The sequence below is a fragment of the Mesorhizobium sp. CNPSo 4689 genome (assembly GCF_057784325.1).
In genome coordinates this window covers 20001-46486 of the sequence record NZ_JBWLUZ010000016.1, presented here as the reverse complement: position 1 = coordinate 46486, position 26486 = coordinate 20001, and the positions used below count along the sequence as shown (strand labels likewise).

The following is a 26486-nucleotide window of genomic DNA, read 5'->3' as shown; positions in this document are numbered from 1 at the left end:
GCAATTTTCGCAGGGATCATACAAGGCCCGCGGCGAAACGAAACGGGCCGTTTCTCGACTGGACAAGGGATAACGCGACGGCCCCCCGCGGGACCGCAGAAGTCGCGGACGCCTATTCATGGCTTCCGAGGTTTCCGAATCGATGCGCTATTGGCCGTCGCGCATGACAAGCCCGAGCGTAACGCGCGCCTTGCCGGGTCAGGCGCGGTGCCGATTTGTCCTTCGGCACGTAGGTCCGCGTGGCTCGCAACAGCGGCGAAAACGCCCTTGCGCCGGCGCGTCGTATCGGGCAAACCGGCCTTCCCTTTGCGATTTTCCCGCCCGAGGCCCGCATGTCCGCAACGATTTCGCCGCTCGCGCCGAAGAAGTATCCCAAAATGCCCGCGATCGAGGGCGTGCGCATCGCCACCGCCGAGGCCGGGATAAAGTACAAGAACCGCACCGACCTGCTGGCCATGGTCTTCGACGCCGGCACCGCGGTCGCCGGCGTGTTCACCAAGTCGAAATGCCCGTCGGCGCCGGTCGATTTCTGCCGGCAGAACCTTGGCGCCGGCAAGGCGCGCGTGCTGGTCGTCAACTCCGGCAATGCCAATGCCTTCACCGGCCAGAAGGGCCGCGCTTCCACGGCTCTGACCGGCGAGGCGGCGGCCAAGGCCGCCGGGTGCACGCCAGGCGAAGTGTTCCTGGCCTCCACCGGCGTCATCGGCGAGCCGCTCGACACCAACAAATTCAGTCACCTGCTCGCTGGACTGGTCAAGGACGGCAAGCCGGACCTGTGGACCGAGGCGGCCAAGGCGATCATGACCACGGATACCTATCCGAAAGTGGCGACGGCGACGATCAAGCTCGGCGAAGCCGATGTCACCATCAACGGCATTTCCAAGGGCGCCGGCATGATCGCGCCCGACATGGCGACGATGCTCTCCTTCATCGCCACCGACGCGCCGATCGCGGCGCCCGTGTTGCAGGATCTGTTGTCGCGCGGCACGGCCAAGACCTTCAACGCGGTCACCGTCGACAGCGACACCTCGACCAGCGACACGCTGCTCTTCTTCGCCACAGGTGCTGCCGCCAGGCGCGGCGCGCCCGCGATCAGCGATCCCAAGGATGCCCGCCTCGGCGCTTTCCGCCGTGCGCTTGGCAAGGTGCTGAAGTCGCTGGCGCTGCAGGTGGTGCGCGACGGCGAAGGCGCCCGCAAGCAGGTCGAGGTTACCGTTACCGGCGCCAAATCGGCGCGCTCGGCCAAGCGCATCGCACTGTCGATCGCCAATTCGCCGCTGGTCAAGACGGCAGTTGCCGGTGAGGACGCCAATTGGGGCCGTGTCGTCATGGCCGTCGGCAAGGCCGGCGAGCCGGCCGACCGCGACCTTCTGTCGATCTGGTTCGGCGACAACAGGCTGGCGCATGAAGGCGAACGCGATCCGGCCTATTCTGAGGAGGCGACGTCGGCCTACATGAAGCGCGACGACATCCGCATCCGTGCCGATATCGGCATCGGCCGGGGCAAGGCGACGGTGTGGACCTGCGATCTCACCAAGGAATACGTCGCCATCAATGGCGACTATCGGAGCTGACGGCCTTGGTTTCCAGACATCCGGCAGGCGTGCTCGCCATCGTGCGTCGCTACGAGGCGGCCGGGTTTCGCGCCTGGCCGGCGGCGGCCGTCCACTATGACGGCACCTGGGTGGTGCGGCTGACGGCCGGCCATCCGGCCAAGCGGCTGAACTCGGTCAATCCACTTGACCCCGGCGATATCCAGCACATCGCCGATCGCATCGGCCGCGCCAGCCGGCGTTTCGACGCCTATGGCAGGCCGCTGACCTTCCGCATATCGCCGCTGTCGGGTCCGGACCTGTCCAAGCACCTCGACAGCGAAGGCTGGAGCAGTTTCGACGAATCGCTGGTGATGCGCCTGCCGCTGGCGGACGCGCAACTCGCACCCGCCATGGATCAGATCCCGTTGAAGGACATCAGCCGCTTCATCGGCGCATCGCTCAAGGTGAGCGGTTCGGACGTGTCGCTGCGGCCCGGCCTGTCGGAGATCATCGGCGCCATCCAGCCCGAGGCCGGTCTGTTCGCGCTCGAAGAGGGAAACGAGCCGCTGGCGACGCTGATCTGCGTCCATGACGGCGATCTCGCCGGTCTGTTCGAGGTCGCCACGGACAAGGCGGCGCGCAACAAGGGCCACGGCCGCAACCTTATCCTGTCGGCGTTGAAATGGGCGCGGCTGCGCGGCGCGCGGGAGGCCTGGCTGCAGGTCGAGGCCGGCAATGCGCCGGCGCTGGCGCTCTACCGTTCGCTGGGCTTCGAGGAAGTCTACCGCTATCACTATCGCCGGCCGGCCGGCGCATGAACGACGTCAAACCAGCTGGCAGGCGTCTGCTTCTCGTCGCGGCCTGCGCCCTGGTCGATACCGACGGGCGCGTGCTTCTGGCGCAGCGCCCCGAAGGCAAGCAACTTGCCGGCCTGTGGGAATTCCCCGGCGGCAAGGTCGAACCCGGCGAGACGCCGGAGGAGTGCCTGATCCGCGAACTGCATGAAGAGATCGGCATCGAGACCGAGATCCCGTGCCTGGCGCCGCTCACCTTCGCCAGCCATTCCTATGATGATTTTCACCTCCTGATGCCGCTGTTCATCTGCCGCCGCTTTCGCGGTATCGCGCAGCCGAAGGAGGGCCAGACGCTGAAATGGGTGCGGCCGCGCCAGATGCGCGACTATCCAATGCCGCCCGCCGATGCGCCGCTGATCCAGTTCCTCATCGACCTGTTGTGATCGCCATCGTTTTAGTCAGCGTTAATAGAAGATTTATCCCGGTGTGAAAAATTGAGGCAGGGCCGGACTTCGGCCAACATGCTTGGGAGCGACAGCATGAGCCTCGAGAAAGACTGGGACTCGATCCGGCCCGACCGCGGCTTCCGCGCCGCCGATGCCGGCATGGGCATATTGCGCATCACGCTCTTGTTCGGCTCGGCCGCGGTGGCGCTGGCCCTGATCGCGACACCGTTTCTCGACAGCCGGTCGCAATCGGCCCGGGACAGTTTCGGCGGCCTCGACGCAATGAGCACGGGCTCGATCGGCCATCGCGACACCTATACGCTGCGCCGCAGCGTGCTGCAGCCAATGCCGAGTTCAGTCTGCATCATCCGCAACGACGGCACGCGCAGCGGCGACTGCTGACTTGGTTAATGCTTTCCACGGAACCGGCCTGTTTCACCGCCTGTTAAGCCTTTGCCGTTAACCTTTCTTAACGGGTCGGCGCTAAGGTCCTGGCAAGAGGGATCGATGACCATGACAACGCTGCTGCAACGCTTTTTGAAAGATGAGACAGGCGCCACGGCCATCGAGTATGGCCTGATCGTCGCCGTGCTGTCGCTCGCCATCGTCGGCGGCGTCGGCCAGGCAGCCAATGCAATCAAGTGGCTTTTCAGCGACACCAACAGCCAGCTTACGAACGCCTTCGCCCAGCACTGATTGCGTCGCCGGGTTTTTGCAAAAAAGCCGATTAACGCCGGTCGGGATTTTCCAGGATCGTCTTCAGCGAGACCTTGGCCGAGCCTGGCTTCAACGGCTTCTGTTGCGAGGCATCGGGCGCCCAGCCGGACATCCAGACAATCGAAAAACTCGCCCTGACGCGGCCATCGGCGTCCGAGAACCGTTCCGCGTAGATTTCGGCGGCACGGGCAAAGAGCTTTCGCGTGCCGGGCCGCCTGCTGCGATCGACGAGCGCGCTGGTCTCGCCCATGGCCCTGAGATCGGCGACGAGGTCGAACAGGGTGTCGTAGCGGACCGTCACCGTCTCGACATCGGCGACCGGCAGTGCCAGGCCGGCGCGTTGCAGAAGCGCGCCGGCATCGCGGACGTCAGTGAAGGGAATGACGCGGGGGCTGGCGCCGCCGTAGAGCTCGGTCTCGGCGGCAAGCAGGCTTTCGCGCAATTCGGAGAGCGTGCCGGCGCCGGCAAGGGCGCCGAGAAAGAGGCCGTCGGGCCGGAGCGAACGGCGGATCTGCACCAGCATGCCGGGGATGTCGTTCATCGCCTGCAGCGACAGGAGAGACACGACGAGGTCGAGGCTCTCCGGTTCGAACGGCACGGCTTCCAACGGCGCCACCAATCCCTGCCGGCCTGCCAGGAAGGCCGGGTCGGCTTCTACCCGCACGATTTCCGTCACCTTGCCGCTTTCGGCGAGCACGTCCGCTGCCGCCGGCGTCTGGCAAAACAGCGTCGCCGCCCTGGCGAATTTGCGCTCGACTGCGCCGAGCCGGTCGGCAAGGTCCTCAGCCGCGCGCCGCATCAGGAAATCGGCGCCGCCGACGGGGCGGGCCAAGGCGCGACGCTTGTGCGCCAGCCACAAAGGCGTATCGATCAGGGGCTGCAACGGACGGGTTCCTGTTTTCCGCACTCCGAAAGAGTGGTTCTATGGTGGCGGAGAACCAACCACGTGGCCGATCCGATGCCGAAGATCAAGAGCGCTGCGCTAAAGGCCCTGGCCTTGCCGGCGCGCATCCTGTTTCCGCCGGTCTGCGCCGGCTGCCGCCGCCATGTCTCGCAGCCCGGCGTGCTGTGCGGCGCCTGCTGGCCCAAGCTCAGGCTGCTGGAACGACCGTGGTGCGCCGTCATGGGCACGCCGTTCACCCATGACATGGGCGAAGGGTTCCTTTCCGCCGAGGCGATCGCCGATCCGCCGCCTTTCGAGCGTGCTCGGGCGGCGGTCGTCTATTCGGGTGTCGCCCGCCAGATGGTGCAGGGGTTGAAATACCAGGACCGCACCGACCTGGCGCCGTGGATGGCGCGCTGGATGCTGCGCGCCGGCGCCGAACTCATCGCCGAGGCCGACGTGGTGGTGCCGGTGCCGTTGCACTGGCGGCGCTTCTTCCGGCGGCAATTCAACCAGTCGGCGGAGCTGGCAAGGGCCGTCGCGCATCTCAGCGGCCTGCCGTTCTCACCCTCCGCGATTCGGCGCGTGAAGCTCACCCGTCAGCAGGTCGGGCTGGAACGGCAGGAGCGCGAGGAGAATGTGCGTGCGGCCTTCCGCGTGCCCACCGAGGCGCAAATCGAGATCGCCGGTCGCCGGGTGCTGCTGATCGACGATGTCTACACCACCGGCGCCACGGTTCGCGCGGTAGCCAAAGCTCTGAAGCGGGGCGGCGCCGGAGCGGTCGACGTGCTGACCTTTGCGCGTGTGCTGCCGGGGGACTTTCGGGCCGACGAGTCCGCGACTATATAGATTGGAATTGTTGTTTTTGTGCATGCCGTTGTCCCAGAAGCGCTGCGCGCTTCCGGCTGACATGCATAGGCAGGATTTCTGACCGATGGTCGATGTGACGATCTATACGCGCATGATGTGCGGCTATTGCACGGCGGCCAAGCGGCTGCTCGAGCGCAAGGGCGTCGCCTACAAGGAGCACGACGCCTCCTTCTCGCCGGAACTGCGCCAGGAAATGATTTCCCGGGCGCGTGGCCGATCGACCTTTCCGCAGATTTTCATCGGCGATACGCATGTCGGCGGGTCCGACGACCTCCACGAGTTGGAGGCCGAGGGCCGGCTGGACAGGCTGCTTGCCAACGGCTCGACCACATAAGGACATGACCATGGGTGCTTTCAAGGCAGCGGCGATCCAGATGCGTTCAGGCGAGAGCCCGGAGCGCAACGCGGTCGATCTGGAGCGGCTGGTGCGCGAGGCCGCCAGCCAGGGCGCGACCTATATCCAGACCCCGGAAATGACCGGTGCGCTGATCCGTGACAAGGACGCACGCGCTGCGTCCTTCACCTCCGAGGACAAGGACGTCGTCGTCTCGACCGCGCGCAGGCTGGCGAGCGAACTCGGCATCTTCTTTCATATCGGCTCAACCGCCATCCTGCGCGCCGACGGCAAGCTTGCCAACCGCGCGTTGCTGTTTTCGCCGGATGGCGCCACGCTTGCCACCTACGACAAGATCCACATGTTCGACGTCGATCTCGACAATGGCGAGAGCTGGCGCGAATCCGCCGCCTACGAGCCGGGCACCGAGGCCGTCGTCACCGACATCGACGGCGCGAAGCTTGGCTTTGCCGTCTGCTATGATTTGCGCTTTCCGCAGCTTTTCCGTGCCGAGGCGCTGGCCGGCGCCGACCTGTTGAGCGTTCCCGCCGCCTTCACCCGCCAGACCGGCGAGGCGCACTGGCATGTGCTGCTCAGGGCTCGCGCCATCGAGAACGGCGCCTATGTCGTCGCCGCGGCGCAAGGCGGATTGCACGAGGACGGCCGCGAAACCTATGGCCATTCGCTGATCGTCAATCCGTGGGGCCGCATCATCGCCGAAGCCGCGCATGACGAGCCGGCTGTGATCGTCGCCGAGATCGATCCGGCGCAGTCGCTTGCGGCGCGCAGGAAGATCCCCAATCTCAAGAACGCGCGGGATTTTGCCGTCAATGCCGGCTCGGGCGAGGCGCCGCGTCTCAGAGGTGCAGCCTCTTGATCCGATTCTCCCTGATCTGCGAGCACGAACACGAATTCGAGGCGTGGTTCCGCAGCAACGACGATTTCGACCGCCAAAAGAAGCGCGGTTTCGTCGATTGCCCGAGCTGCGGCACACACAAGGTCGAGAAGGCGCTGATGGCGCCGGCGGTCTCGACAGGGCGCAAGCAGGAAAAGATCGCGCTGGCCATGGGCGAGGCGCAGAAGCAGGCGCTGGCGCAGCTGAAGGCGATGGCCGAGAAAGTGCGCGAGAATGCCGACTATGTCGGCGACAAGTTCGCCGAGGAAGCGCGCAAGATCCATTTCGGCGAAACCGATGCGCGCGGCATCTATGGCGAGGCGACGGTTGACGAAGCCAGGAGCCTGGCCGAGGACGGCGTTGAGTTCATGCCGATTCCGAGCTTTCCGGAGGATCGCAACTGAGCGTCTAGCTCAAGCTGCCGATCAATTTGCCGAGCAGGTGGGCGAGCGTCTCCCGCTCCGGGCCAGACAGGCCGGCGAGGATTTCGTGCTCGTTGGCGACATGGGCGGCGACCGCTTCGTCGATCAAGGCGAGCCCCTTTCCGGTCAGTTGCACCACGATCCCGCGCCGGTCGCTGGGGTGCGGGCCGCGCAGGATCAATCCGGCCTTTTCCAGCCGATCGAGCCGGTTGGTCATCGCACCTGACGTGACCATCGTCGCCTCATAGAGTTCGGTCGGCGTCAGCGCGTAAGGCTGGCCGGAACGACGCAACGTCGCCAGCACGTCGAATTCCCCCGACTGCAGTCCGAAGCGGGCAAACAGCGGCGCCAGGCGCTCGCGCGCGATCAGCGAGGAGGCTTCGTTCAAACGTCCGAGCACGGCCATCGGCGAGACGTCAAGATCCGGCCGCTCCCGCTTCCATTGTTCGATCGCCCTTGCGGCGCGGTCCATCTATCTCACCATTAAATATCTTGACGTTAAGAATCTTTGTATTATCTTATCTCAAGATATAATGCGAGCCAAGCGCCGCGAACGGAATGACGGGATCATCCGATGAAATTTCTCTGGGATTCGGCACTCGGCCTGCTGGTCGTCACCGGCGGCCTGCTCGGCCTGACGCTGCCGTTCGGCAAGCTCGCCACGGTGGCCGGCGTGCCGGCCATGGTCTGGGCCTTCGTCATTTCGCTCGGCGCCGGCGGCGTGCTCCTCCTAGCCTTGCTGCTGCGCGGGCAGGGGGTGACGTTGACGGCGCATAGGCTGCGCTATTTCTTCATCACTGCGGCGGTGTCCTATGCCTTCCCCAATCTGTTGATGTTTTCGGCCATTCCGCATCTCGGCAGCGGCTACACCGGCATCATGTTCACGCTGTCGCCTGTTATCACGCTGGTGTTTTCGATCTTGCTCGGTGTCAGGCGACCCAACATGCTTGGCGTCGCCGGCATTGCCGTCGGCTTCGTCGGCGCGGTGATGGTCGCCGTGACGCGCGGCGAGGCTGGCCAGCCGGCCGAATTGTTCTGGGTGGCGGTCGGGCTGCTCATCCCGGTCAGCCTTGCCGCCGGCAACATCTACCGCACCGTCGACTGGCCCGAAGGCACCGGCCCGATCGAGCTCGCCGTCGGCAGTCACCTAGCATCGGCCACGCTGCTGCTTGCCGGGATTCTCGCCCTGTTCGGCGTCAAGGCCTTCGCCCCGCTTGGCGGCGTGCCGCTGGTGGCCGCCGGCCAAATGGCGTCGGCCTCGGCGATGTTTGTCTTCTTCTTCCGACTGCAGGCGGTCGGCGGCCCGGTCTATCTCAGCCAGATCGGCTATGTGGCGGCGGCGGTCGGCCTGTTTGCCGGAACGATCTTCCTCGGCGAACACTACCAACTGCTGACCTGGGCCGGTGCGGTCATCATCACCGCCGGCGTCTTCATCACCACCAAGGCGCAGAACCAGACCAGCCCGAAGGCGCAGAGTCAGGCGGCGTGAGCCGGTTCAGACCGAGCCCTTTTCCGCCAGCACCATGTAGTTGACGTCCATGTCCTTCGATCGCTGCCAGCGATCGGCGAGTGGATGGTAAACGACGCCGGTGCGGTCGATGACGTTCATGCCGGCGGCACCAAGTGCCTTTTCCAGCTCTTCCGGGCGAACCAGCTTGCCGAACTGGTGGGTGCCGCGCGGCAGCCAGCGCAGCACATATTCGGCGCCGATGATGGCAAGGCCGAGCGCCTTCAGCGTTCGGTTGATGGTGGCCACGAACATGATGCCGCCCGGCTTGACCATCTGGCCGCATTTGGCCACGAACAGGTCGATGTCGGCGACATGCTCCACCACTTCCATGTTGAGGATGACGTCGAATGTCTCGCCGGCGTCGGCCAGGTCCTCGGCGGTCGTGGCACGGTAGTCGACGCTGACGCCGACCTCGGCCGCATGCAGTTTGGCGACTTCGATGTTGGTGGCGGAAGCATCGGCGCCGACCACTTCGGCGCCGAGCCGCGCCATCGGCTCGCACAGAAGTCCGCCGCCGCAGCCTATGTCGAGGAAGCGCAGGCCTTCGAAGGGCCTCGCCGCACGCGGGTCGCGGCCGAAGCGCGCCGCCACCTGGTCGCGGATGTAGGAAAGCCGCACCGGGTTGAATTTGTGCAGCGGACGGAACTTGCCGTTCGGGTTCCACCATTCGGCGGCAAGTGCAGAGAAGCGTTCCACTTCTCCGGCATCGATCGTCGATCGTTGGGGCTCTGGCATAGGGCGGGTCTCCTCGGACGCTAGGAAGTCGGGTGCCGGGCAGAGAAAGTCAAGCCGACATTTTTCGCCTGTTGCCAACATGACCTCACGAGGTCGAGAGCACGACCGCCGCATGGCCCATGTCGACGCTCGCGGGGTCGATCGCTTGCATGGCTTCGCAATCGCCGATCTCAGCCATGATCCGTTGGGCTGCCGCATGAGCCTGTGCCAGGTTCTGCCAGCGCACGACATCGACCCAGCTCTGATCCTCGCGCTCGGCCAGGTGGCGGCTGAGAAAGCCCGGCTGTTGCGCAAGCCAATCCGTGACCGCGCCGTTGCCGGCGACAAAGCCGGCCCTGGTCCCTGGCTTGAGGCGGAAGTTGACGATTTCCAGGGTCTCGGTCATCAAATTCTCCACGGCTCGAGGTTCCTGTTTGTCTTATCGCATGGCAGGCCGATGAAAAGCTGTCAGGAGGACTGCTATTGCGGCCAAGCCGTTCTTTTCCCCGTCGCTTGCGAAGCTTTGCTGTTTTGGCTAAGGAGGCCGCGCATTCAGCGGCCGGCATAAGCCGGGCGCTTCTTTCCGCATTCGGCTACAGGCCGGCTTCAGTCAAAGGCATTTCGCTTCCATGGCGCGCATCGTGATGAAATTCGGCGGAACCTCCGTCGCCGACATCGCCCGCATCCGCAATGTGGCGCGTCACGTCAAACGCGAGGTCGACGCCGGCCATGAGGTCGCGGTCGTGGTTTCGGCGATGGCCGGCAAGACCAATGAACTTGTCGGCTGGACGCGCGAAGCCTCGCCGATGCATGACGCGCGCGAATATGACGCTGTCGTCGCTTCCGGCGAACAGGTGACCGCCGGCCTGTTGGCGATCACGCTGCAGAACATGGGCGTGCATGCCCGCTCCTGGCAGGGCTGGCAGATCCCGATCAAGACCGACAATGCGCATGGCGCGGCGCGTATTTTGGACATCGACGGCGCGTTCCTGGTCAAGCGCTTCGGCGAGGGCCAGGTGGCGGTGGTCGCCGGTTTCCAGGGCATCGGGCCCGACAACCGCATCGCCACGCTCGGCCGTGGCGGCTCCGACACAAGCGCCGTCGCCATTGCGGCGGCGGTGAAGGCCGACCGCTGCGACATCTACACCGATGTCGACGGCGTCTACACCACCGATCCGCGCATCGAGCCGAAGGCGCGCCGGCTGGCCAAGATTTCCTTTGAGGAAATGCTCGAAATGGCCTCGCTCGGCGCCAAGGTGCTGCAGGTGCGCTCGGTCGAGCTTGCCATGGTGCACAGGGTGCGTACCTTCGTGCGGTCGTCCTTCGACGATCCCGACGCGCCCGGAATGGGGGATTTGCTCAATCCGCCCGGAACGCTTATTTGCGACGAGGAAGAGATCGTGGAACAGCAGGTCGTCACCGGAATTGCCTACGCCAAGGACGAGGCGCAGATTTCGCTGCGCCGCGTCGGCGACCGCCCCGGCGTTGCCGCCGGTATTTTCGGGCCGCTGGCCGAGGCCAACATCAATGTCGACATGATCGTCCAGAACATTTCCGAGGACGGCAAGTTCACCGATATGACCTTCACCGTGCCGTCCGGCGACGTCGACAAGGCGCTTGCCGTGCTGGAGGGCCTAAAGGCGACGATCGGCTACGACGTCGTGCAGTCGGAAGCCGGCATGTCGAAAGTCTCGGTCATCGGCATCGGCATGCGCAGCCATGCCGGCGTCGCCGCCACCGCCTTCAAGGCGCTGGCCGACAAGGCGATCAATATTCGGGCCATCACCACCTCTGAGATCAAGATTTCGATACTGATCGACGGTCCGTATACCGAACTTGCGGTTCGCACTTTGCATTCCGTCTACGGTCTGGATAAGCAATAGCAAGACTGAATCAGTTGTTGCGTGAGTGCCGGGCACAGCTGAAACTGCGCCGGCAAGGACTCTATTGGAGAAGAAGCCGCGATGCGTGATACGGCCAGTGGCCCGCGCGTTCTGCTGAAACGGCTCCGCGAGCTCATGCAAGAGCCGCTGGAGCCGCAGGAGCGGCTCGACCGGATCGTACGCGACATCGCCTCCAACATGGTCGCCGAAGTCTGCTCGCTCTATGTGCTGCGCGCCGATTCGGTGCTCGAGCTCTACGCCACCGAGGGTCTGAACCCGAACGCCGTCCATTTGGCGCAGCTGAGGCTCGGGCAAGGCCTGGTCGGCACCATCGCGGCCAGCGCGCGGCCGCTCAACCTTTCGAACGCGCAGGAACATCCGGCCTTCGCCTACCTGCCGGAGACCGGGGAGGAGATCTACAATTCCTTCCTCGGCGTGCCGGTGCTGCGGGCCGGGCGCACGCTCGGCGTTCTCGTGGTACAGAACAAGACCATGCGCCACTACCGCGACGACGAGGTCGAGGCGCTGGAAACCACGGCGATGGTGATCGCCGAGATGATCGCCACGGGCGACCTCGCCCGACTCACCCGGCCGGGACTCGAACTCGACCTGCGCCGCCCGGTCAGCTTCACCGGCCTGTCCTTCAACGAAGGCGTCGGGCTCGGCCACGTCGTGCTGCACGAGCCGCGCATCGTCGTCACCAATCTGTTCAACGAGGATAGCGAGGAGGAAGTGCGCCGGCTGCAGGCCTCGCTCGGCTCGCTCAGGCTCTCCATCGACGACATGCTGGAGCGCCGTGAGGTCGCCTTCGAGGGCGAGCATCGCGAGGTGCTCGAAGCCTATCGCATGTTCGCCAACGACAGCGGCTGGGTGCGCCGACTGGAAGAGGCGATCCGCAATGGCCTGACGGCGGAAGCGGCTGTCGAAAAGGTGCAGAGCGACATGCGCGCCCGCATGCTGCACATGACCGACCCTTATCTGCGCGAGCGGATGAGCGATTTCGACGACCTCGCCAACCGGCTGCTGCGACAGCTGATGGGGCGCGGACCGGAGGATGTCGCGGCTTCGCTGCCGAAGGACGCCATCATCGTCGCCCGCTCGATGGGGGCTGCCGAACTGCTCGATTATCCCCGCGACAAGCTGCGCGGCGTGGTGCTGGAAGATGGTGCCGCGACCAGCCATGTCGTCATCGTGGCGCGCGCCATGGGCATCCCGGTCGCCGGCCAGATGAAGGGCGCCGTTTCCATGGCGGAAAACGGCGACGCCATCATCGTCGACGGCGAGGAAGGCATTATCCACCTGCGGCCACAGCCAGACCTCGAAGCCGCCTATGCCGAGAAGGTCCGCTTCCGGGCGCGCCGGCAGGAAGTCTACCGGGAACTGCGCAAGAAGCCGTCGATGACCAAGGACGGCGTCCAGGTTGATTTGCTGATGAATGCCGGCTTGGCGGTCGACTTGCCGCAGCTCGCCGAGGCGGGTGCGGCCGGCATTGGGCTGTTCCGCACCGAACTGCAGTTCATGGTCGCCTCGACCTTCCCGCGCGCCGAGGCGCAGGAGCGGCTCTATCGCGACGTGCTCGACGCGGCGCGCGGCAAGCCGGTGACCTTCCGCACCATCGATATCGGCGGTGACAAGGTTTTGCCCTACTTCAAGGGCGCGATCCAGGAAGAGAACCCGGCGCTCGGCTGGCGGGCGATCCGGCTGACGCTCGACCGTCCCGGCCTGCTCAGGACGCAGATCCGCGCCCTGCTGAAGGCGTCCGGCGGACGCGAACTGAAGCTGATGCTGCCGATGGTGACGGAACTCGGCGAGATCGCGCAGGCGCGCGAGATCATCGACCGCGAGGTGCGGCATCTGTCACGCTTCGCCCATCATCTGCCGACCAGCCTCAAGCTCGGCGCCATGCTGGAAGTGCCGTCGCTGCTGTTCCAGCTCGACGAGCTGATGAAGGCGGTCGACTTCGTCTCGGTCGGCTCCAACGATCTGTTCCAGTTCGTCATGGCGGTCGACCGCGGCAACACGCAATTGTCCGACCGGTTCGACACGCTGTCGACGCCGTTCCTGCGGGTGCTGAAGCAGATCGCCGACGCCGGTGCGCGCAACCACACGCCGGTGACGCTCTGCGGCGAACTGGCCGGCAAACCCATATCCGCGATGGCGCTGATCGGCCTCGGCTACCGATCGATCTCGATGTCACCGGCCTCGATCGGTCCGGTCAAGGCGATGCTGACGGAACTGCCGCTGGACGAGCTGCAGGCCTTCTTCGACGACAACCTCATGGCGCCCGCTCACGGCCTGCCGATGCGGGCGCTGCTGCAGGCCTTTGCCGACGACCGCTCTATCCCGCTATAGCATCCGCCATGATCAACCTGCCCCGCGACCGTATGGATCAAGTCGTCAAGCGTTTCGACATGCTCGAAGCGCAGATGTCGGCCGGGCCGGCGGCGGATGCCTATGTCCGCATGGCGTCCGAATATGCCGACATCCAGGAGATGGTGGCCAGGATCAGGGCGCTGCGCGCGGCCGAGCACGAACAGGCCGACCTGGAGGCGATGCTCGCCGACAAGGGCACCGACGCCGAGATGCGGGCATTGGCAGAGGCCGACCTGCCCGAGGTCAAGGAGCGCATCGAGGCGCTGCAGAAGGACATCCAGATCCTGCTTTTGCCCAAGGACGCCGCCGACGAGAAGAACGCCATCCTCGAAATCCGCGCCGGCACCGGCGGCGACGAGGCAGCGCTGTTCGCCGGCGACCTGTTTCGCATGTACGAGCGCTACGCGGCATCGCGCGGCTGGCGTTTCGAAGTGGCCTCGGCCAGCGACGGCGAGGTCGGCGGCTACAAGGAAATCATCGCCACCGTGTCGGGCAAGGGCGTGTTCGCGCATCTGAAATTCGAGTCCGGCGTGCACCGCGTGCAGCGCGTGCCGGCGACCGAGGCCGGCGGGCGCATCCACACTTCGGCGGCAACCGTTGCCGTGCTGCCGGAAGCCGAAGAGGTCGATATCGAGATCCGCGCCGAAGACATCCGCATCGACACGATGCGCGCCTCGGGCTCCGGCGGCCAGCACGTCAACACCACCGATTCGGCAGTGCGCATCACCCATCTGCCGACCGGCATCATGGTGGTGCAGGCGGAAAAGTCGCAGCACCAAAACCGGGCGCGCGCCATGCAGATCCTGCGGGCCAGGCTTTACGATCTCGAACGCGGCAAGGCGGACGAGGAACGCTCCGAATCGCGCAAGTCGCAAGTCGGCTCTGGTGACAGGTCGGAACGCATCCGCACTTACAATTTCCCGCAAGGGCGTCTTACCGACCATCGCATCAACCTGACGCTCTACAAGCTCGACCGGGTGATGATGGGCGAGCTTGACGAGGTCATCGACGCGCTGATCGCGGATCACCAGTCGAAGCTGCTCGCCGATATGGGCGTCGATGGCTGACAGTTTGCCCGAGACGCTCGGGCCGCTGCTGCGGGCGGCGCGCGACCGCCTTGCCGCCGCCGGCGTGGCCGACCCGGCGCTGGACGCCAGGCTGATCGTCGAGCATTTTTCGGGCACGACCCGCACCCAGGCCATCGCCGAACCCCAGCTAGTCGTCGAGGCGAATGCAATGGCCGCCATCGATACGGCGCTGAACCGGCGTGCCGCGGGCGAACCGGTGCATCGCATCCTCGGTTACCGCGAGTTCTACGGCCTGCGCTTCGAGCTTTCGCCGGACACGCTGGAGCCGCGGCCGGACACAGAAACGCTGGTCGAGGCGGTTCTGCCCTTTGTCGGGGCGACGGTGGTTCGGCAGAGCGAATGCCGCATTCTCGATCTCGGCACCGGTACCGGCGCCATCGCGCTGGCATTGCTCAGCGCCGTTCCCGGTGCGGTCGCCACCGGCGTCGACCTCTCGGAAGAGGCCCTGGCAACCGCCAGGCGCAATGCCCAGAAGTTGGGATTTGCCGGGCGGTTCGAGACGCTGCAGTCCGACTGGTTCGCAAAAGTTTCGGGCCGGTACCATGTAATTGCCGCAAACCCGCCCTATATACCAAGCCAAGACATTGGAAATCTGCAGGACGAGGTCCGCGATTTCGATCCGCATCTGGCCTTGGATGGTGGCGCGGACGGTCTTGGCTCCTACAGGATCATCGCCGCGGAGGCGGCAAGGTTTCTGGAAGTTCAAGGCAGGGTTGCGGTCGAGATCGGCCACACGCAACGCAATGAGGTTACGGCGATGTTCGCGACAGCCGGCTACAGTCTGGCCGGAGCGTTTCGTGACCTTGGTGGAAACGACAGGGTTCTGGTGTTTGAACGGCCAAAGCCCTGATGCAGTGCAAAAAGGGCTTGGCAATGCCGGGGAATGCGGCTAGGGTCGCCTTAACCGGATGAGACGAAGCAGGCAGTGCTCTTAGCGATTCGGTTTTCCTTGGAAATAGCTGCCTTCTTGCGCAAACGACGCCCAAGCTTCGTGCGGGAATCGTCCGGCAAGTGATGTAACCGGAACAGGATGGCACGTGGCGCCAACGCAATTGATGCGGGCGAACGCCGGTGAAGAAACGAAACGGCTGGCTGCATGAGCGCCTCCGTTCGTGAAGAGTTTTCGAAAATTTCACACTGAAGAGAGTCGAATGAGGCCACAACAGCAGAACAGGCGCATGCGCGGTCGCAACAACAATGGCGGCGGCGGTGGCAACAATAATAACAACAACAACCGCAAGGGTCCCAATCCCCTGACGCGCAACTACGAGAGCAACGGCCCGGATGTGAAGATCCGCGGATCGGCTCAGCAGATCGCCGAGAAATACGCCACACTCGCCCGCGACGCGCAAAGCTCCGGCGACCGGGTGATGGCGGAGAACTATCTCCAGCACGCCGAACACTACAATCGCATCATTGCCGCCGCCCAGGCGCAGATTCCGATCCAGAACGTCCAGCAGAACCGCGACGACTTCGAAAATGACGGCGACGAAGATCGCGACGAGTTCGACAATGCCGGCAACAGCGGCAACAATGTCAGCGACAATCAGGCTGTAAGCCACGGCGCCGGCCCACAGCCAGTGATCGAGGGCACGCCGGCCGAAGTGGCTTTCAACCAGGAAAGCGGCCGCGACAATCGCAACAACCGCGACAACAACGGTCGCGACAATGGCGGGCGCCACCGCGACCGCCGCCCCAATGGCGGCTATGGCCAGAATGGCCAGCGCGGCGACCATAATTCGCGCGGCGAGCAGGGCGGCCAGCGCTTCGACCAGAACCGGCCCAGCGAGACGCCGGTGCAGGCGGAAGGCGTGTCCCAGGCCGAAACGAGCTTCGCGCCCCAGGCCGAAACTGGTTTCGTGCCCCAGGCTGAACCTACTTTCACCGCGTCGGCAGAGCCGGCTTTTTCGACCGAGACCGCGCCGTTGTTCGACAATTTTTCGCCGGCCGGTCTTGCCGCTCAGGCGGAGCGCAACGAAGCCGCCGCCGACAGTGGCGCACGCCGTCCGCGGCGCCCGCGCCGTCCGCGCACAACCGCCGACCAGCCAGACAATCAGGCCGATGGCGGCAGCGACAATGCCGGTGGCAATGAGGTGAGTGCGGCACCGGCCGAAGGTAACGCCAACGACCCGGTCATCGTCGACGTCGACAACTGATCGAATCCAGCTCGAACAGGGCTTTCAGGCCCATTGAACGGCGGAGAGAAATCTCCGCCGTTCTCGTTTACGCACCAGTGGAATAATATGCGTTCCCAGTCATCTGGACGTCTTGAGTGCCCATTGCCCCTGCACCATATCTCGCCTGAACAGGATCCGGCTCGAAGGAGCGGCTCCGTCACCGCAATCTGATCCGGTGCCGCAAAGCGGGCCGGTGATGGAAGGAGACAGATATGAACCTTGAGAAATACTCAGAGCGCGTGCGCGGTTTCATCCAGTCCGCGCAGACCATGGCGCTCTCGCGCAATCACCAGCAATTCACCCCCGAACATATGCTGAAAGTGCTCGTCGATGACGACGAGGGCTTGGCCGCGTCGCTGATCGAGCGCGCCGGCGGCAATGTCCGCGATGTCAAGCTCGGCGTCGAATCGGCGCTCGATGCAATGCCCAAGGTGGAAGGCGGCAATGGCCAGCTCTATCTGGCGCAGCCTTTGGCCAAGGTGTTCTCGACCGCCGAAGATCTGGCCAAGAAGGCCGGCGACAGCTTCGTCACGGTCGAACGGCTGCTGCAGGCGCTGGCCATGGAGAAGTCGGCCAAGAGCGCCGAGATTCTGAGCAAGGCGGGCGTCACCGCGCAGGCGCTGAACCAGGTCATCAACGAGGTCCGCAAAGGCCGCACAGCCGATTCGGCGAGCGCCGAGCAGGGCTACGATGCGCTGAAGAAGTACGCGCGCGACCTGACGGCCGACGCCCGCGCCGGCAAGCTCGATCCGGTCATCGGCCGTGACGACGAGATCAGGCGCACCATCCAGGTGCTGTCGCGCCGAACCAAGAACAATCCGGTGCTGATCGGCGAGCCCGGCGTCGGCAAGACGGCGATCGCCGAAGGGCTGGCGCTGCGCATCGTCAATGGCGACGTGCCGGAATCGCTGAAGGACAAGCAATTGATGGCGCTCGACATGGGCGCGCTGATTGCCGGCGCCAAGTATCGCGGCGAGTTCGAGGAGCGGCTGAAGGCTGTGCTCAACGAGGTGACCGCTGCCGCCGGCGGCATCATCCTGTTCATCGACGAGATGCACACGCTGGTCGGTGCCGGCAAGGCCGACGGGGCGATGGATGCGTCGAACCTGCTGAAGCCGGCGCTGGCGCGTGGCGAACTGCACTGCGTGGGCGCGACCACGCTCGACGAGTACCGCAAGCATGTCGAGAAGGACGCGGCGCTTGCTCGCCGCTTCCAGCCGGTGTTCGTCAACGAGCCGACGGTCCAGGACACCGTCTCGATCCTGCGCGGCCTGAAGGAGAAATACGAGCAGCACCACAAGGTGCGCATCTCCGATTCAGCGCTGGTCGCCGCGGCGACGCTGTCGAACCGCTACATCGCCGACCGCTTCCTGCCGGACAAGGCGATCGATCTTGTCGACGAGGCCGCGTCGCGATTGAGGATGCAGGTCGATTCCAAGCCCGAGGCGCTGGACGAGGTCGACCGCCGCATCATGCAGCTCAAGATCGAGCGCGAGGCGTTGAAGGTCGAGAAGGACGACGCGTCGAAGGACCGGCTCGCTCGCCTCGAGAAGGAGCTTGCAGACCTGGAAGAGGAGTCGACCGGGCTGACCTCGAAGTGGCAGGCGGAGAAGCAGAAGCTCGGGCTGGCCGCCGATCTCAAGAAGCAGCTCGACGAGGCGCGCAACGAACTGGCCATCGCCCAGCGCAAGGGCGAGTTCCAGCGCGCCGGCGAGCTTGCCTATGGCCGCATCCCCGAGCTGGAAAAGAAGCTGAAGGAGGCTGAGGCGCAGGACGGCAAGGTCGGCATGGTCGAAGAGGTGGTCACCCCTGATCACGTCGCCCATATCGTGTCGCGCTGGACCGGCATTCCGGTCGACAAGATGCTGGAAGGCGAGCGCGACAAGCTGCTGCGCATGGAAGACGAGATCGGCAAGCGTGTCGTCGGCCAGGGCGAGGCGGTGCAGGCCGTGTCGAAAGCCGTGCGCCGGGCTCGCGCGGGCCTGCAGGACCCGAACCGGCCGATCGGCTCGTTTATGTTCCTCGGCCCGACCGGCGTCGGCAAGACCGAGCTGACCAAGGCGCTGGCGAACTTCCTGTTCGACGACGAGAGCGCCATGGTGCGCATCGACATGTCGGAGTTCATGGAAAAGCATTCGGTCGCCCGGCTGATCGGCGCACCTCCCGGCTATGTCGGCTATGAGGAAGGCGGAGCGCTGACAGAAGCGGTGCGGCGCCGGCCCTATCAGGTCGTGTTGTTCGATGAGATCGAGAAGGCGCATCCGGACGTGTTCAACGTGCTGTTGCAGGTGCTCGACGACGGGCGGCTCACCGACGGGCAGGGCCGCACGGTCGATTTCCGCAACACGCTGATCATCATGACGTCGAACCTCGGCGCCGAATATCTGGTCAGCCTCGGCGAGGATCAGGATGTCGATGCCGTGCGCGACGAGGTGATGGGCGTCGTCAGGGCGTCGTTCCGGCCGGAATTCCTCAACCGCGTCGACGAAGTGATCCTGTTCCACCGGCTGCGTCGGCAGGATATGGGCCGCATCGTCGAGATCCAGCTCAAGCGGCTGGAGAACCTGCTCGTCGATCGCAAGATCACGCTGGCGCTGGACCAGGAGGCGATCGACTGGCTGGCGGCCAAGGGTTACGATCCGGCCTATGGCGCGCGGCCGCTGAAGCGGGTGATGCAGAAGGAACTGCAGGACCCGCTGGCGGAAAAGATCTTGCTCGGCGAGATCCTCGACGGCTCGACGGTCAAGGTGGCCGCCGGTTCCGATCGGTTGAATTTTCGATCGAAGCCGACGGTCGTCGCGACCGAGGCGGCGGCCTGAGCCGTTTTGCCTTACCCGGAGCGGCGAAGCTTGCTTCGCCGCTCTTTCTTGTTTGAAACAATGAGGCGCGGATGACGCTGGACGACTACAACGGCTTCTGCGCCTCGCTTCCGCAGACGACTCATGTCGTCCAGTGGGGCGGCGCCCATGTCTGGAAGGTCGGCGGCAAGGTCTTTGCGATCGGCGGCTGGAACGATGGCGGGCAGCTTTTCGTCACCTTCAAATGCTCTGAAATCGCCTATGACGTGCTGAAGGAGCAGCCGGGCCTTCGGCCGGCGCCTTACCTCGCCTCGCGCGGAATGAAATGGATCCAGCGTCAGACAAGCCAGAGCATGGATGATGCCGCGCTGAAGGACTATGTCGGCGAGAGCCATCGCCTCGTCGTCCTCAAGCTGACGAAACAGACACGCAAGGAACTTGGGCTGCCTCTTTCCCCTGGACCATGATCTTTTCCGAAAACCGGATTCCACTTTTCGTGATCATGGTCTAGCCGCCGGAAAACCGCCATCTTCATGCCCGGTTCATATTGGAACCTTAAGCTTGGTGAATGGTTTGCTGGCGAAGGGGTTCGCCCGTAAAGGGACTGTGCCGGGCGGCGGCAATTACGGACCGGAGAGTTTGGCTACAATGCTGCGCACCATCTTCTGCCTTTCGGCACTCGCCGCCGGACTGGTGTCTTCCGGCGTGTTCGCCGCGCCGGGTGAGGAAGGAGCACGAACCCGCACCGCCAATTCCGGCGGGATCCTTCTCGCCCAGGACGGCAATCTCGATATCTATTACGACGCCAGGGGCAACCGCGTCATCGTCGATGCCGACACCGGCAAGGTCATCGCCATCCAGCCGCCGCAGACCAGGCTCGACCGCCGTGCGCTGCGCCGCCAGTTGCGGATGCAGCAGCTCGGGCGCGCGCCGGTCGAGGACGAGGACCGCTACTATCTCGACGATCCCGAGGACATGGCCCGCTTCCGCCGCAAGCAGCTGGAAGAGGAAGGCACGGTCATCCCGCCGCCGGTCGACGAAAACGATCCCTATGGCGACAATTCGGATCAGGTCTTTCCGGACGCGCCCCGGGACGAGGGGACCTACGGCAACACTTATCCGGACGAGCCCCAGCCTGATCAACCGGACGGCATCAAGCGCCAGCCGCTCGACGAGGCTTCGATAGATCCGGTCCAGCCGGCGGCACCGGGCGACGAGGCAGCGCTGCCGCCGAAGGTTGACGGCAAGACGGTCGTCGATCCGTCGCTTTCGCTCGGCACACGTCAGGATGTGGCGGCCTTGCAGGTCCTGCTCGATCGTGCCGGCGCCTCGCCCGGCGTCATCGACGGGCGATTCGGCTCCAATGTCGATAAGGCTGTAGCCGCCTACAACGAGATCACTGGCAGCAATCTCAAGTCGACCGATGCGGTCGGCATCCAGGCAGCGCTCGCGCAATCCGGCGGCGATGCCTTCGCCAACTACACGATCACGGCCGAGGACGCGGCCGGTCCCTATGTCGCCTCGATACCGGAAGACTACAGCCAGAAGGCGCAGCTCGACCGCATGGGCTACACTTCGGTGACCGAAGCGCTGGCGGAGCGCTTCCACATGGACGAGAATTATCTCAAGGCGCTCAATCCGGAGGCCAACTTCAACCGCCCCGGCACCATTATCAAGGTCGCCAATTTCGGCAGGCTGGTGTCGACGCCTGTTGCGCGCATCGTTGCGGACAAGGGCAAGAAAGAAGTGTTCGCCTATGACGCGGCGGGCAAGCTGGTGGCAGCCTATCCGGCCACGATCGGTTCTTCGGACACGCCGTCACCCTCCGGCATCCACACGGTATCGCGGGTCGCGCTCGACCCCAACTACACCTACAATCCGAGCATCAATTTCAAGCAGGGGCAGAACGACAAGATCCTGACCATCCCGCCGGGCCCGAATGGCCCGGTCGGCTCGGTGTGGATCGCGCTGGACAAGCCGACCTACGGCATCCACGGTACGCCCGACCCGTCCAAGATCGGCAAGACCGAAAGCCATGGCTGCGTGCGCCTGACCAACTGGGACGCGCGCGAACTGGCCAGGCTCGTCTCGCCGGGCGTAACGGTCGAGTTCGTCGGCGGATCTTCAGCCGATGACCTCGCGCAGCAGTGAGCCGCGCAGCGCGGTGGCGTAGATCAGTTGCACCACCAGCATGAAGCCGACGCTGAGCAAGGGGCTTATCAAACTAAGTGCCGCGCCTATCGCCCACAGCATCTGCGCCTTGACGATGCGCTGGTAGACGGTGCGGGTCGTTTCCGCATCGACGCCTTCGGCAAGAAAACCGTTCTTCACCGCATAGTGCCAGCTGGCGAACAGCGTCGTGCCGAGCATCAGCAGGTTCAGCCGGTAGACCAGTACCGCTGTCCTGAATTCGAGGAAGTCGGCCAGAAGGTCGGTCGAGAACGGCAGCAAGGCGATGAAGGCGAGAAAGCAGAGGTTGAGCGTCGCAAGCCGCCGGTCGGATCTGGCGATCAGCCCGTGCTGCGCCTGCTGGCCGAACCAGAAGATGGTCAGTGTCAGGAAGCTCAGCGCTAGGTCAGAAAACGCGGCGCCAGCGCCGCGATGGCGGAAAGCAGCTCGGCCTCGGAATGGACCGCCTCGTGCGCCGGCACCCTGATCTCGAGCACGATCAAGGTGAGCGCGATGGCGAAGACACCGTCGGTGATGCCGACGACACGCCCGCGTGCCTCGGCCGACGGTTCGAGCGGTCGTTTCATCAGGCTTCCCCTTTTGCTTGCGGCTCTCCCGCAAAGACTTAACACGACATCCGGACATTGCACGCCGATCGGAGCGAGCCTGCCCATGCGGGCAGGTCACGGCTGGTTTCAACGAGAACGGCCCGCTGGCCGGTTGTTGCGGCCGTACCGGAGGTCTAAGCAAGCCCATATGAAGTCGCCAAGCGAAGCTGCCGCCATCCCCCTGACGGGCGCCATTGCAAACGGAACGTTCTGTCCGCAATCGCGGCGCAGGTTCGTGCTGATCGCCGCGATCCTGGCGTCGGCGCTCGGCTTCATCGACGGCTCGATCCTGGCCATCGCTACCCCGGCGATACGCGTCGACCTCGGTGCCAGCCTCGCCGAGGCACAATGGATTTCCAACGCCTACGCGCTGACGCTTTCGGCGCTGATCCTTGCCGGAGGTGCTGCGGGCGACCGATTCGGCCTCCGGCTCGCCTTCGTCGTGGGCATCGCCCTGTTCATTGCCGCGTCTCTCGCTTGCGCGGTGGCGCCCAATGCCGGTGTGCTGATTGCGTTTCGCGCCCTGCAAGGCATCGGCGCCGCAATCATGGTGCCGGGCAGTCTCGCCATCATCGCCAAGGCCTATCCGAAGAAGGAGCGCGGCCGGGCGATCGGCATCTGGGCGGCGGCCTCGGCGCTGACGACGGCGCTTGGCCCGGTGCTGGGCGGGCTGGTGCTTTCGACCTTCGGCGACTGGATCTGGCGGGCGATCTTCGCCATCAACCTGCCGCTCGGACTGCTCTCGATCTATCTTCTCCTGACCAAGGTTCCGGCCGATGCGCCGACGGAGAAGCGAAGCCTCGATCTCGGTGGCGCCGCACTTGCAACGCTGGCATTCGGATCGCTGGCCTACGGGCTGACCTCGATGAGCGCCGAAGGCGGCGGCCATATGTCTGGTCCAAGCATCGCCGCCGGCGTCGTGCTGCTCGTCGTCTTCATCGCCTTCGAACTGCGGCAGCGCGAGCCGATGATCGATCTCAACCTGTTTCGCATCGGCGCCTTCGCCGGCGCCAATGTCGCGACCTTCTTCCTCTATTTCGCCCTGTCGGCCAATCTGTTCTATCTGCCAATGCTGCTGATCGCCGGCTGGGGGCTGAGCACGGCCGAGGTCGGCTTCATCTTCCTGCCGCTGTCGGCGTCGATCGCGCTGTTGTCGGGACCGGTCGGCCAGTGGTCCGACCGAATCGGCCCGCGCTTTCCGATCGCCGGCGGCAGTGTGGTCGTTGCCTTCGCCTTTGCCGGGCTTGCGCTGCTCGCCCATGCCGGCATCCATAATTTCTGGACCGGCGTGTTTCCGCTGATGGCGCTGATGGGGCTCGGCATGGCGCTGGTCGTGTCGCCGCTGTCGACCGCGATCATGACGGCGGTCGAGGACAAGGACACCGGTGCGGCATCGGGGATAAACAACGCTGTCTCGCGCATTGGCGGCCTGATCGCGGTGGCGGCGATGGGGTCGCTGGCTGCCTGGGTCTATTCGACGATGCTGGACACCAGCGTCAGGCCGGGCATTCCGGGTTTCGGCGAACCGGCATCGGCAGGGCTAGCGCCCGAACTCGATGCAACCAGGCTCGCCGCCAGCGACGCGGCCTTCGCGGCCGTCGCCTGGGTCACCGCGCTGCTTTGCCTGCTTGCGGCGGTCATTGCCTGGATGACTGTTTCGGGACGGGCAATACCATGCTTGCGCGGCACGGACGAACAGCCGGACTGATCCGGCGCGCAACTGATTCGGAACGCAGATCTACCCTTCGACCTTGGCGCTGGCGACCTTCAGCGGATTGTTGTCTTCCTGCTTGAGCAGGTCGTCGATGCGCTCGCGTTCACGCTTGAAGGCAACGAGGTCGTCGCCCTTCAGCACCTTGCCGACCGGCAGGCGGACGCGCATCGGGTCGACCTTGGTGCCATTGACGATCAGCTCGTAATGAAGATGCGGACCTGTGGCGAGGCCGGTCTGGCCGAGAAAGCCGATGGTCTGGCCCTGGCGGACATGGACGCCCGGCTCCATGCCTTTGGCAAAGGCGCTCTGGTGATTGTAGGACGTCTCGTAGCCATTGGCATGGCGGATGATGATCTGCTTGCCGTAGCCACCGGCCCAGCCGGCCTTCTCGATGACGCCGTTGCCGGCGGCGATGATCGGCGTACCGATCGGGGCTGCCCAGTCGACGCCGGTATGCATACGGACATAGCCGAGGATCGGGTGGCGGCGCGCGCCGAAGCCGGAGCGGAATTTTCCGGCCGGCAGCGGATTGCGCAACAGGAACTGCTGGGCGCTCGAGCCGTCCTGATCGAAATAGTCGCTGCTGCCGTCCTGCATCTGGAAGCGGTAGAAATTGCGCGTCTGCCCACCGAAGGTCGCCGAGACGTAAAGCAGTTGGGATTCGTCGGAAGCCTGGTCGTCGCCGTCCGGTTGCGAAAACAGGACGTCGATACGGTCCGCGGGGCTCAGCCGTGACTGGAAGTCGACGCCGGAAGCCAGCAGCCGGACCAACTGCTGGGTCAGCTTTTTCGACATGCCGTAGGAATAGGCCGCACGGTAGATGCCGTCATAGACGTTCGGCAGGTTGCCGCGCACCACCACCGGCGGCGAATCGTCGAATGCCGTCAGCAATTCGGGATTGGGCTCTGGCTCCTGCGCCGGCACATACTGGCCGCGATCGTCGAGCGCGATGGTGACGATGTGCTGGGTCCGATCGTAAACGCTGGTGCGAACCACCTTGGCCGCATCGCCATGGATCTCGAGCCCGACGCGCAGCACGGTTCCGGCCTTCAGCGCCGGCGCGTTCAAGAGCTTGCCGATCGCCTCGGCCATGCCGGTGGCGTCCGGGCCGGTATAGCCCGAATCAGCGAAGGCCTCTGTGATGTCGAGATCCTTGGTGAAGGGGATGATTTCCTCGGCGAATGCCGGCGTCTGATCGTCGGCGACGACCCGCGGCGACACCGAGACATTCTCCGGCACGATTTTGACGTCATAGGACCCGGCCATCGATTCGGCGAAGGCGTCGCCGAACCGCTGCGGGTCGACATAATGCAGCGAGGCCACCTGAATGGCGCCGTCGCTGAGGTCCGTGCCGGCCTCGCGCACGACCTTTTCCACCTCGTCGGCGGAGAGGTCGCTCTTTTCGTCGAAGGATGCCGTCTCGATCGGGAAATCGATCGTCTTCAGGCTCATCTCGCTTTCAACCTTGGCGCCATAGATCTGGCCGGCGGTGGCGGCGGTCGCCGGCTGGCCGGCATTGTCGTCGCCGTCGTTGCCGAACACCTGCATCGGGTCGAAAGGCGGGTAGGAGCGATTGGTGGTGTGGCCGGCGGCAAGCGCCATCTTGATCTGCACGAAAGGCATGGTGTGGATGACGTCGCGGTCGCCGACCTTCGTCACCATCGACACTTCCATGCGCCGACGGTCCTTGGCCTTGGCGATCTGGCGCAGCGCCACCAGCCTGGTCGTCTTGGCGATTTCGCCTGAATCGCCGCCGTTTCCGAGCTGGGCCAGTTCGGCGATCTCGGGCGGCGTCGCCAATTGCTGGCGGCCGTCAAGCGCCGCGAACAGCGCCACGCCCATCAGCACGCTCGAGGTCACGCCGGTAAGAAAGGTGCCAGACAGCCAACGCGCCGAAACCTCGCGCCGGTCGGGCGGGCCGCTACGGCCATCCGCGATCAGCGGCGGCTCATTGCCGAGTTCGGCTATGACATCTTCCGTATCAGGCATCCAGAAAGGCTGCTTCTTCCCCGGGCGGAACGGCTTGTCGTTTTTGTTGTGCGCATGACATTTGCCTGTCACGGCGGTTTAAGTCAACGAAACGCCAAGCCCTGGCGGAAATCCCCAACCACGCGTCTCTCTTATAGTGGTCTTCCCACTGTCTCTTATAAGCGGGCACTGCGCGGGGTGCGCAGGCGCCTCACTCGTTGGCTTCGGTGTCGATCCGCAATGCGGCGGCAATAGGGCTCCTGCGTGGCGGGGCTTCGTCGTCCCGCATGCCGTTAGGGCAGTCGGCTATCAAAAAACGGCGCCGAAATTTTCGTCGCAAAAAATTCAAAAAAGTTCGAAATCGCTGTTGACACTTTGGACGCCCCCCGACTATATACGCCTCAACAACGAGGGCGGCGCGCCGCTGGCGACGAAGAAGTTCGCTTCTAAATCTGCCCTCCGCGAAAATCAAGAGAGCCGCGTAAGCGACACTCAACAGGCCCCGAAGCCAAAAGCGTAACGGGCCACGACACCGCGTCTGCGATGTCTGTTCTTTGAAAACTGAATATTGAAGAAAGAGAAACGTGG

Annotated in this window: 25 protein-coding genes and 1 pseudogene; 19 read left to right on the top strand and 7 right to left on the bottom strand. The window is 64.6% G+C overall.

From position 1 onward, the window contains the following. Positions 1-332: 332 nt before the first annotated feature. From argJ to AC04SI_RS20180, 5 genes are all read left to right on the top strand, one after another. A complete protein-coding gene (gene argJ, locus AC04SI_RS20200; protein ID WP_404283619.1) occupies positions 333-1574 on the top strand; it encodes a bifunctional glutamate N-acetyltransferase/amino-acid acetyltransferase ArgJ in 1242 nt (413 codons plus the stop codon). Positions 1575-1579: 5 nt separating this feature from the next. Continuing rightward, entirely contained in the window at positions 1580-2353 is a 774-nt protein-coding gene (locus AC04SI_RS20195; RefSeq protein WP_404283617.1) for a GNAT family N-acetyltransferase, read from the top strand. After that, on the top strand, positions 2350-2772 hold the full coding sequence (gene mutT, locus AC04SI_RS20190; protein ID WP_404283615.1) for an 8-oxo-dGTP diphosphatase MutT: 423 nt from the start codon (positions 2350-2352) through the stop codon (positions 2770-2772). Before AC04SI_RS20195 ends, mutT begins: the two co-directional genes overlap by 4 nt. Before the next feature lie 96 nt (positions 2773-2868). Beyond that, on the top strand, positions 2869-3177 hold the full coding sequence (locus AC04SI_RS20185) for a hypothetical protein (protein ID WP_006199919.1): 309 nt from the start codon (positions 2869-2871) through the stop codon (positions 3175-3177). A 105-nt stretch (positions 3178-3282) separates the two neighbouring features. After that, entirely contained in the window at positions 3283-3471 is a 189-nt protein-coding gene (locus AC04SI_RS20180) for a Flp family type IVb pilin (protein WP_404283613.1), read from the top strand. Between the two features lie 31 nt (positions 3472-3502). Here AC04SI_RS20180 and AC04SI_RS20175 read toward each other — a convergent pair whose 3' ends face one another. After that, positions 3503-4375 carry a methyltransferase domain-containing protein gene (locus AC04SI_RS20175; protein WP_404283612.1) on the bottom strand — a complete coding sequence of 291 codons (873 nt, stop codon included), beginning with the start codon at positions 4373-4375 and terminating at the stop codon, positions 3503-3505. A gap of 63 nt (positions 4376-4438) precedes the next feature. Here AC04SI_RS20175 and AC04SI_RS20170 point away from each other — a divergent pair, with 63 nt between their 5' ends. From AC04SI_RS20170 to AC04SI_RS20155, 4 genes are all read left to right on the top strand, one after another. Continuing rightward, positions 4439-5224, top strand: a complete 786-nt coding sequence (locus tag AC04SI_RS20170; RefSeq protein WP_488474782.1) for a ComF family protein — start codon at positions 4439-4441, stop codon at positions 5222-5224. Positions 5225-5309: 85 nt separating this feature from the next. Beyond that, the gene (gene grxC, locus AC04SI_RS20165; RefSeq protein ID WP_006199923.1) at positions 5310-5579 is read left to right on the top strand and encodes a glutaredoxin 3; all 270 of its coding nucleotides are present in this window, start codon (positions 5310-5312) and stop codon (positions 5577-5579) included. A gap of 10 nt (positions 5580-5589) precedes the next feature. Continuing rightward, positions 5590-6456, top strand: a complete 867-nt coding sequence (locus AC04SI_RS20160; protein ID WP_488474781.1) for a carbon-nitrogen hydrolase family protein — start codon at positions 5590-5592, stop codon at positions 6454-6456. Beyond that, positions 6453-6878: a DUF1178 family protein gene (locus tag AC04SI_RS20155; RefSeq protein WP_404283609.1), complete on the top strand. Its 426-nt coding sequence runs from the start codon at positions 6453-6455 to the stop codon at positions 6876-6878. The genes AC04SI_RS20160 and AC04SI_RS20155 overlap by 4 nt, the downstream gene beginning before the upstream one ends. A 4-nt stretch (positions 6879-6882) precedes the next feature. Here the strand turns inward: AC04SI_RS20155 and AC04SI_RS20150 are convergent, their stop codons facing one another. Beyond that, the gene (locus tag AC04SI_RS20150) at positions 6883-7368 is read right to left on the bottom strand and encodes a MarR family winged helix-turn-helix transcriptional regulator (RefSeq protein WP_404283607.1); all 486 of its coding nucleotides are present in this window, start codon (positions 7366-7368) and stop codon (positions 6883-6885) included. Between the two features lie 102 nt (positions 7369-7470). On the opposite strand from AC04SI_RS20150, the gene AC04SI_RS20145 reads away from it, so the two are divergent. Next, positions 7471-8385 (top strand): DMT family transporter, encoded by a 915-nt coding sequence (locus tag AC04SI_RS20145; protein ID WP_404283605.1) that lies wholly within the window; start codon positions 7471-7473, stop codon positions 8383-8385. 6 nt (positions 8386-8391) lie between these two features. On the opposite strand, the gene ubiG is transcribed toward AC04SI_RS20145, so the two are convergent. Beyond that, complete coding sequence (gene ubiG, locus AC04SI_RS20140; protein ID WP_488474780.1) at positions 8392-9141, bottom strand: bifunctional 2-polyprenyl-6-hydroxyphenol methylase/3-demethylubiquinol 3-O-methyltransferase UbiG; 750 nt, start codon at positions 9139-9141, stop codon at positions 8392-8394. 85 nt (positions 9142-9226) lie between these two features. Continuing rightward, on the bottom strand, positions 9227-9526 hold the full coding sequence (locus tag AC04SI_RS20135) for an antibiotic biosynthesis monooxygenase family protein (RefSeq protein WP_404283601.1): 300 nt from the start codon (positions 9524-9526) through the stop codon (positions 9227-9229). Between the two features lie 223 nt (positions 9527-9749). Between AC04SI_RS20135 and AC04SI_RS20130 the strand changes: the two genes are divergently transcribed. From AC04SI_RS20130 to AC04SI_RS20095, 8 genes are all read left to right on the top strand, one after another. After that, positions 9750-11003 (top strand): aspartate kinase, encoded by a 1254-nt coding sequence (locus AC04SI_RS20130; protein WP_488474779.1) that lies wholly within the window; start codon positions 9750-9752, stop codon positions 11001-11003. A gap of 81 nt (positions 11004-11084) precedes the next feature. Continuing rightward, positions 11085-13355, top strand: a complete 2271-nt coding sequence (gene ptsP, locus AC04SI_RS20125; RefSeq protein WP_404283600.1) for a phosphoenolpyruvate--protein phosphotransferase — start codon at positions 11085-11087, stop codon at positions 13353-13355. 8 nt (positions 13356-13363) lie between these two features. After that, the gene (gene prfA / locus AC04SI_RS20120; protein WP_404283598.1) at positions 13364-14443 is read left to right on the top strand and encodes a peptide chain release factor 1; all 1080 of its coding nucleotides are present in this window, start codon (positions 13364-13366) and stop codon (positions 14441-14443) included. After that, the gene (prmC, locus tag AC04SI_RS20115; protein ID WP_488474778.1) at positions 14436-15314 is read left to right on the top strand and encodes a peptide chain release factor N(5)-glutamine methyltransferase; all 879 of its coding nucleotides are present in this window, start codon (positions 14436-14438) and stop codon (positions 15312-15314) included. Before prfA ends, prmC begins: the two co-directional genes overlap by 8 nt. A gap of 301 nt (positions 15315-15615) precedes the next feature. Beyond that, positions 15616-16620, top strand: coding sequence for a DUF4167 domain-containing protein (locus AC04SI_RS20110; RefSeq protein ID WP_488474777.1), 1005 nt, complete (start codon positions 15616-15618; stop codon positions 16618-16620). A gap of 233 nt (positions 16621-16853) precedes the next feature. Then, positions 16854-19460, top strand: coding sequence for an ATP-dependent chaperone ClpB (gene clpB, locus AC04SI_RS20105; protein WP_488474776.1), 2607 nt, complete (start codon positions 16854-16856; stop codon positions 19458-19460). A 71-nt stretch (positions 19461-19531) separates the two neighbouring features. Then, positions 19532-19906, top strand: a complete 375-nt coding sequence (locus AC04SI_RS20100) for an MmcQ/YjbR family DNA-binding protein (protein WP_192182535.1) — start codon at positions 19532-19534, stop codon at positions 19904-19906. Positions 19907-20087: 181 nt separating this feature from the next. Further along, entirely contained in the window at positions 20088-21590 is a 1503-nt protein-coding gene (locus AC04SI_RS20095; RefSeq protein ID WP_404283590.1) for a L,D-transpeptidase family protein, read from the top strand. On the opposite strand, the gene AC04SI_RS20090 is transcribed toward AC04SI_RS20095, so the two are convergent. Then, entirely contained in the window at positions 21564-21890 is a 327-nt protein-coding gene (locus tag AC04SI_RS20090) for a hypothetical protein (RefSeq protein WP_404283640.1), read from the bottom strand. The genes AC04SI_RS20095 and AC04SI_RS20090 overlap by 27 nt on opposite strands. 51 nt (positions 21891-21941) lie before the next feature. Then, positions 21942-22195 (bottom strand): annotated as a pseudogene (locus AC04SI_RS20085) (TMEM175 family protein); the annotation flags it as partial. A 169-nt stretch (positions 22196-22364) separates the two neighbouring features. On the opposite strand from AC04SI_RS20085, the gene AC04SI_RS20080 reads away from it, so the two are divergent. Continuing rightward, the gene (locus AC04SI_RS20080) at positions 22365-23924 is read left to right on the top strand and encodes an MFS transporter (RefSeq protein WP_488474775.1); all 1560 of its coding nucleotides are present in this window, start codon (positions 22365-22367) and stop codon (positions 23922-23924) included. A gap of 30 nt (positions 23925-23954) precedes the next feature. Here AC04SI_RS20080 and AC04SI_RS20075 read toward each other — a convergent pair whose 3' ends face one another. Next, positions 23955-25919, bottom strand: a complete 1965-nt coding sequence (locus AC04SI_RS20075; protein WP_192182539.1) for a M23 family metallopeptidase — start codon at positions 25917-25919, stop codon at positions 23955-23957. Between the last annotated feature and the right edge of the window lie 567 nt (positions 25920-26486).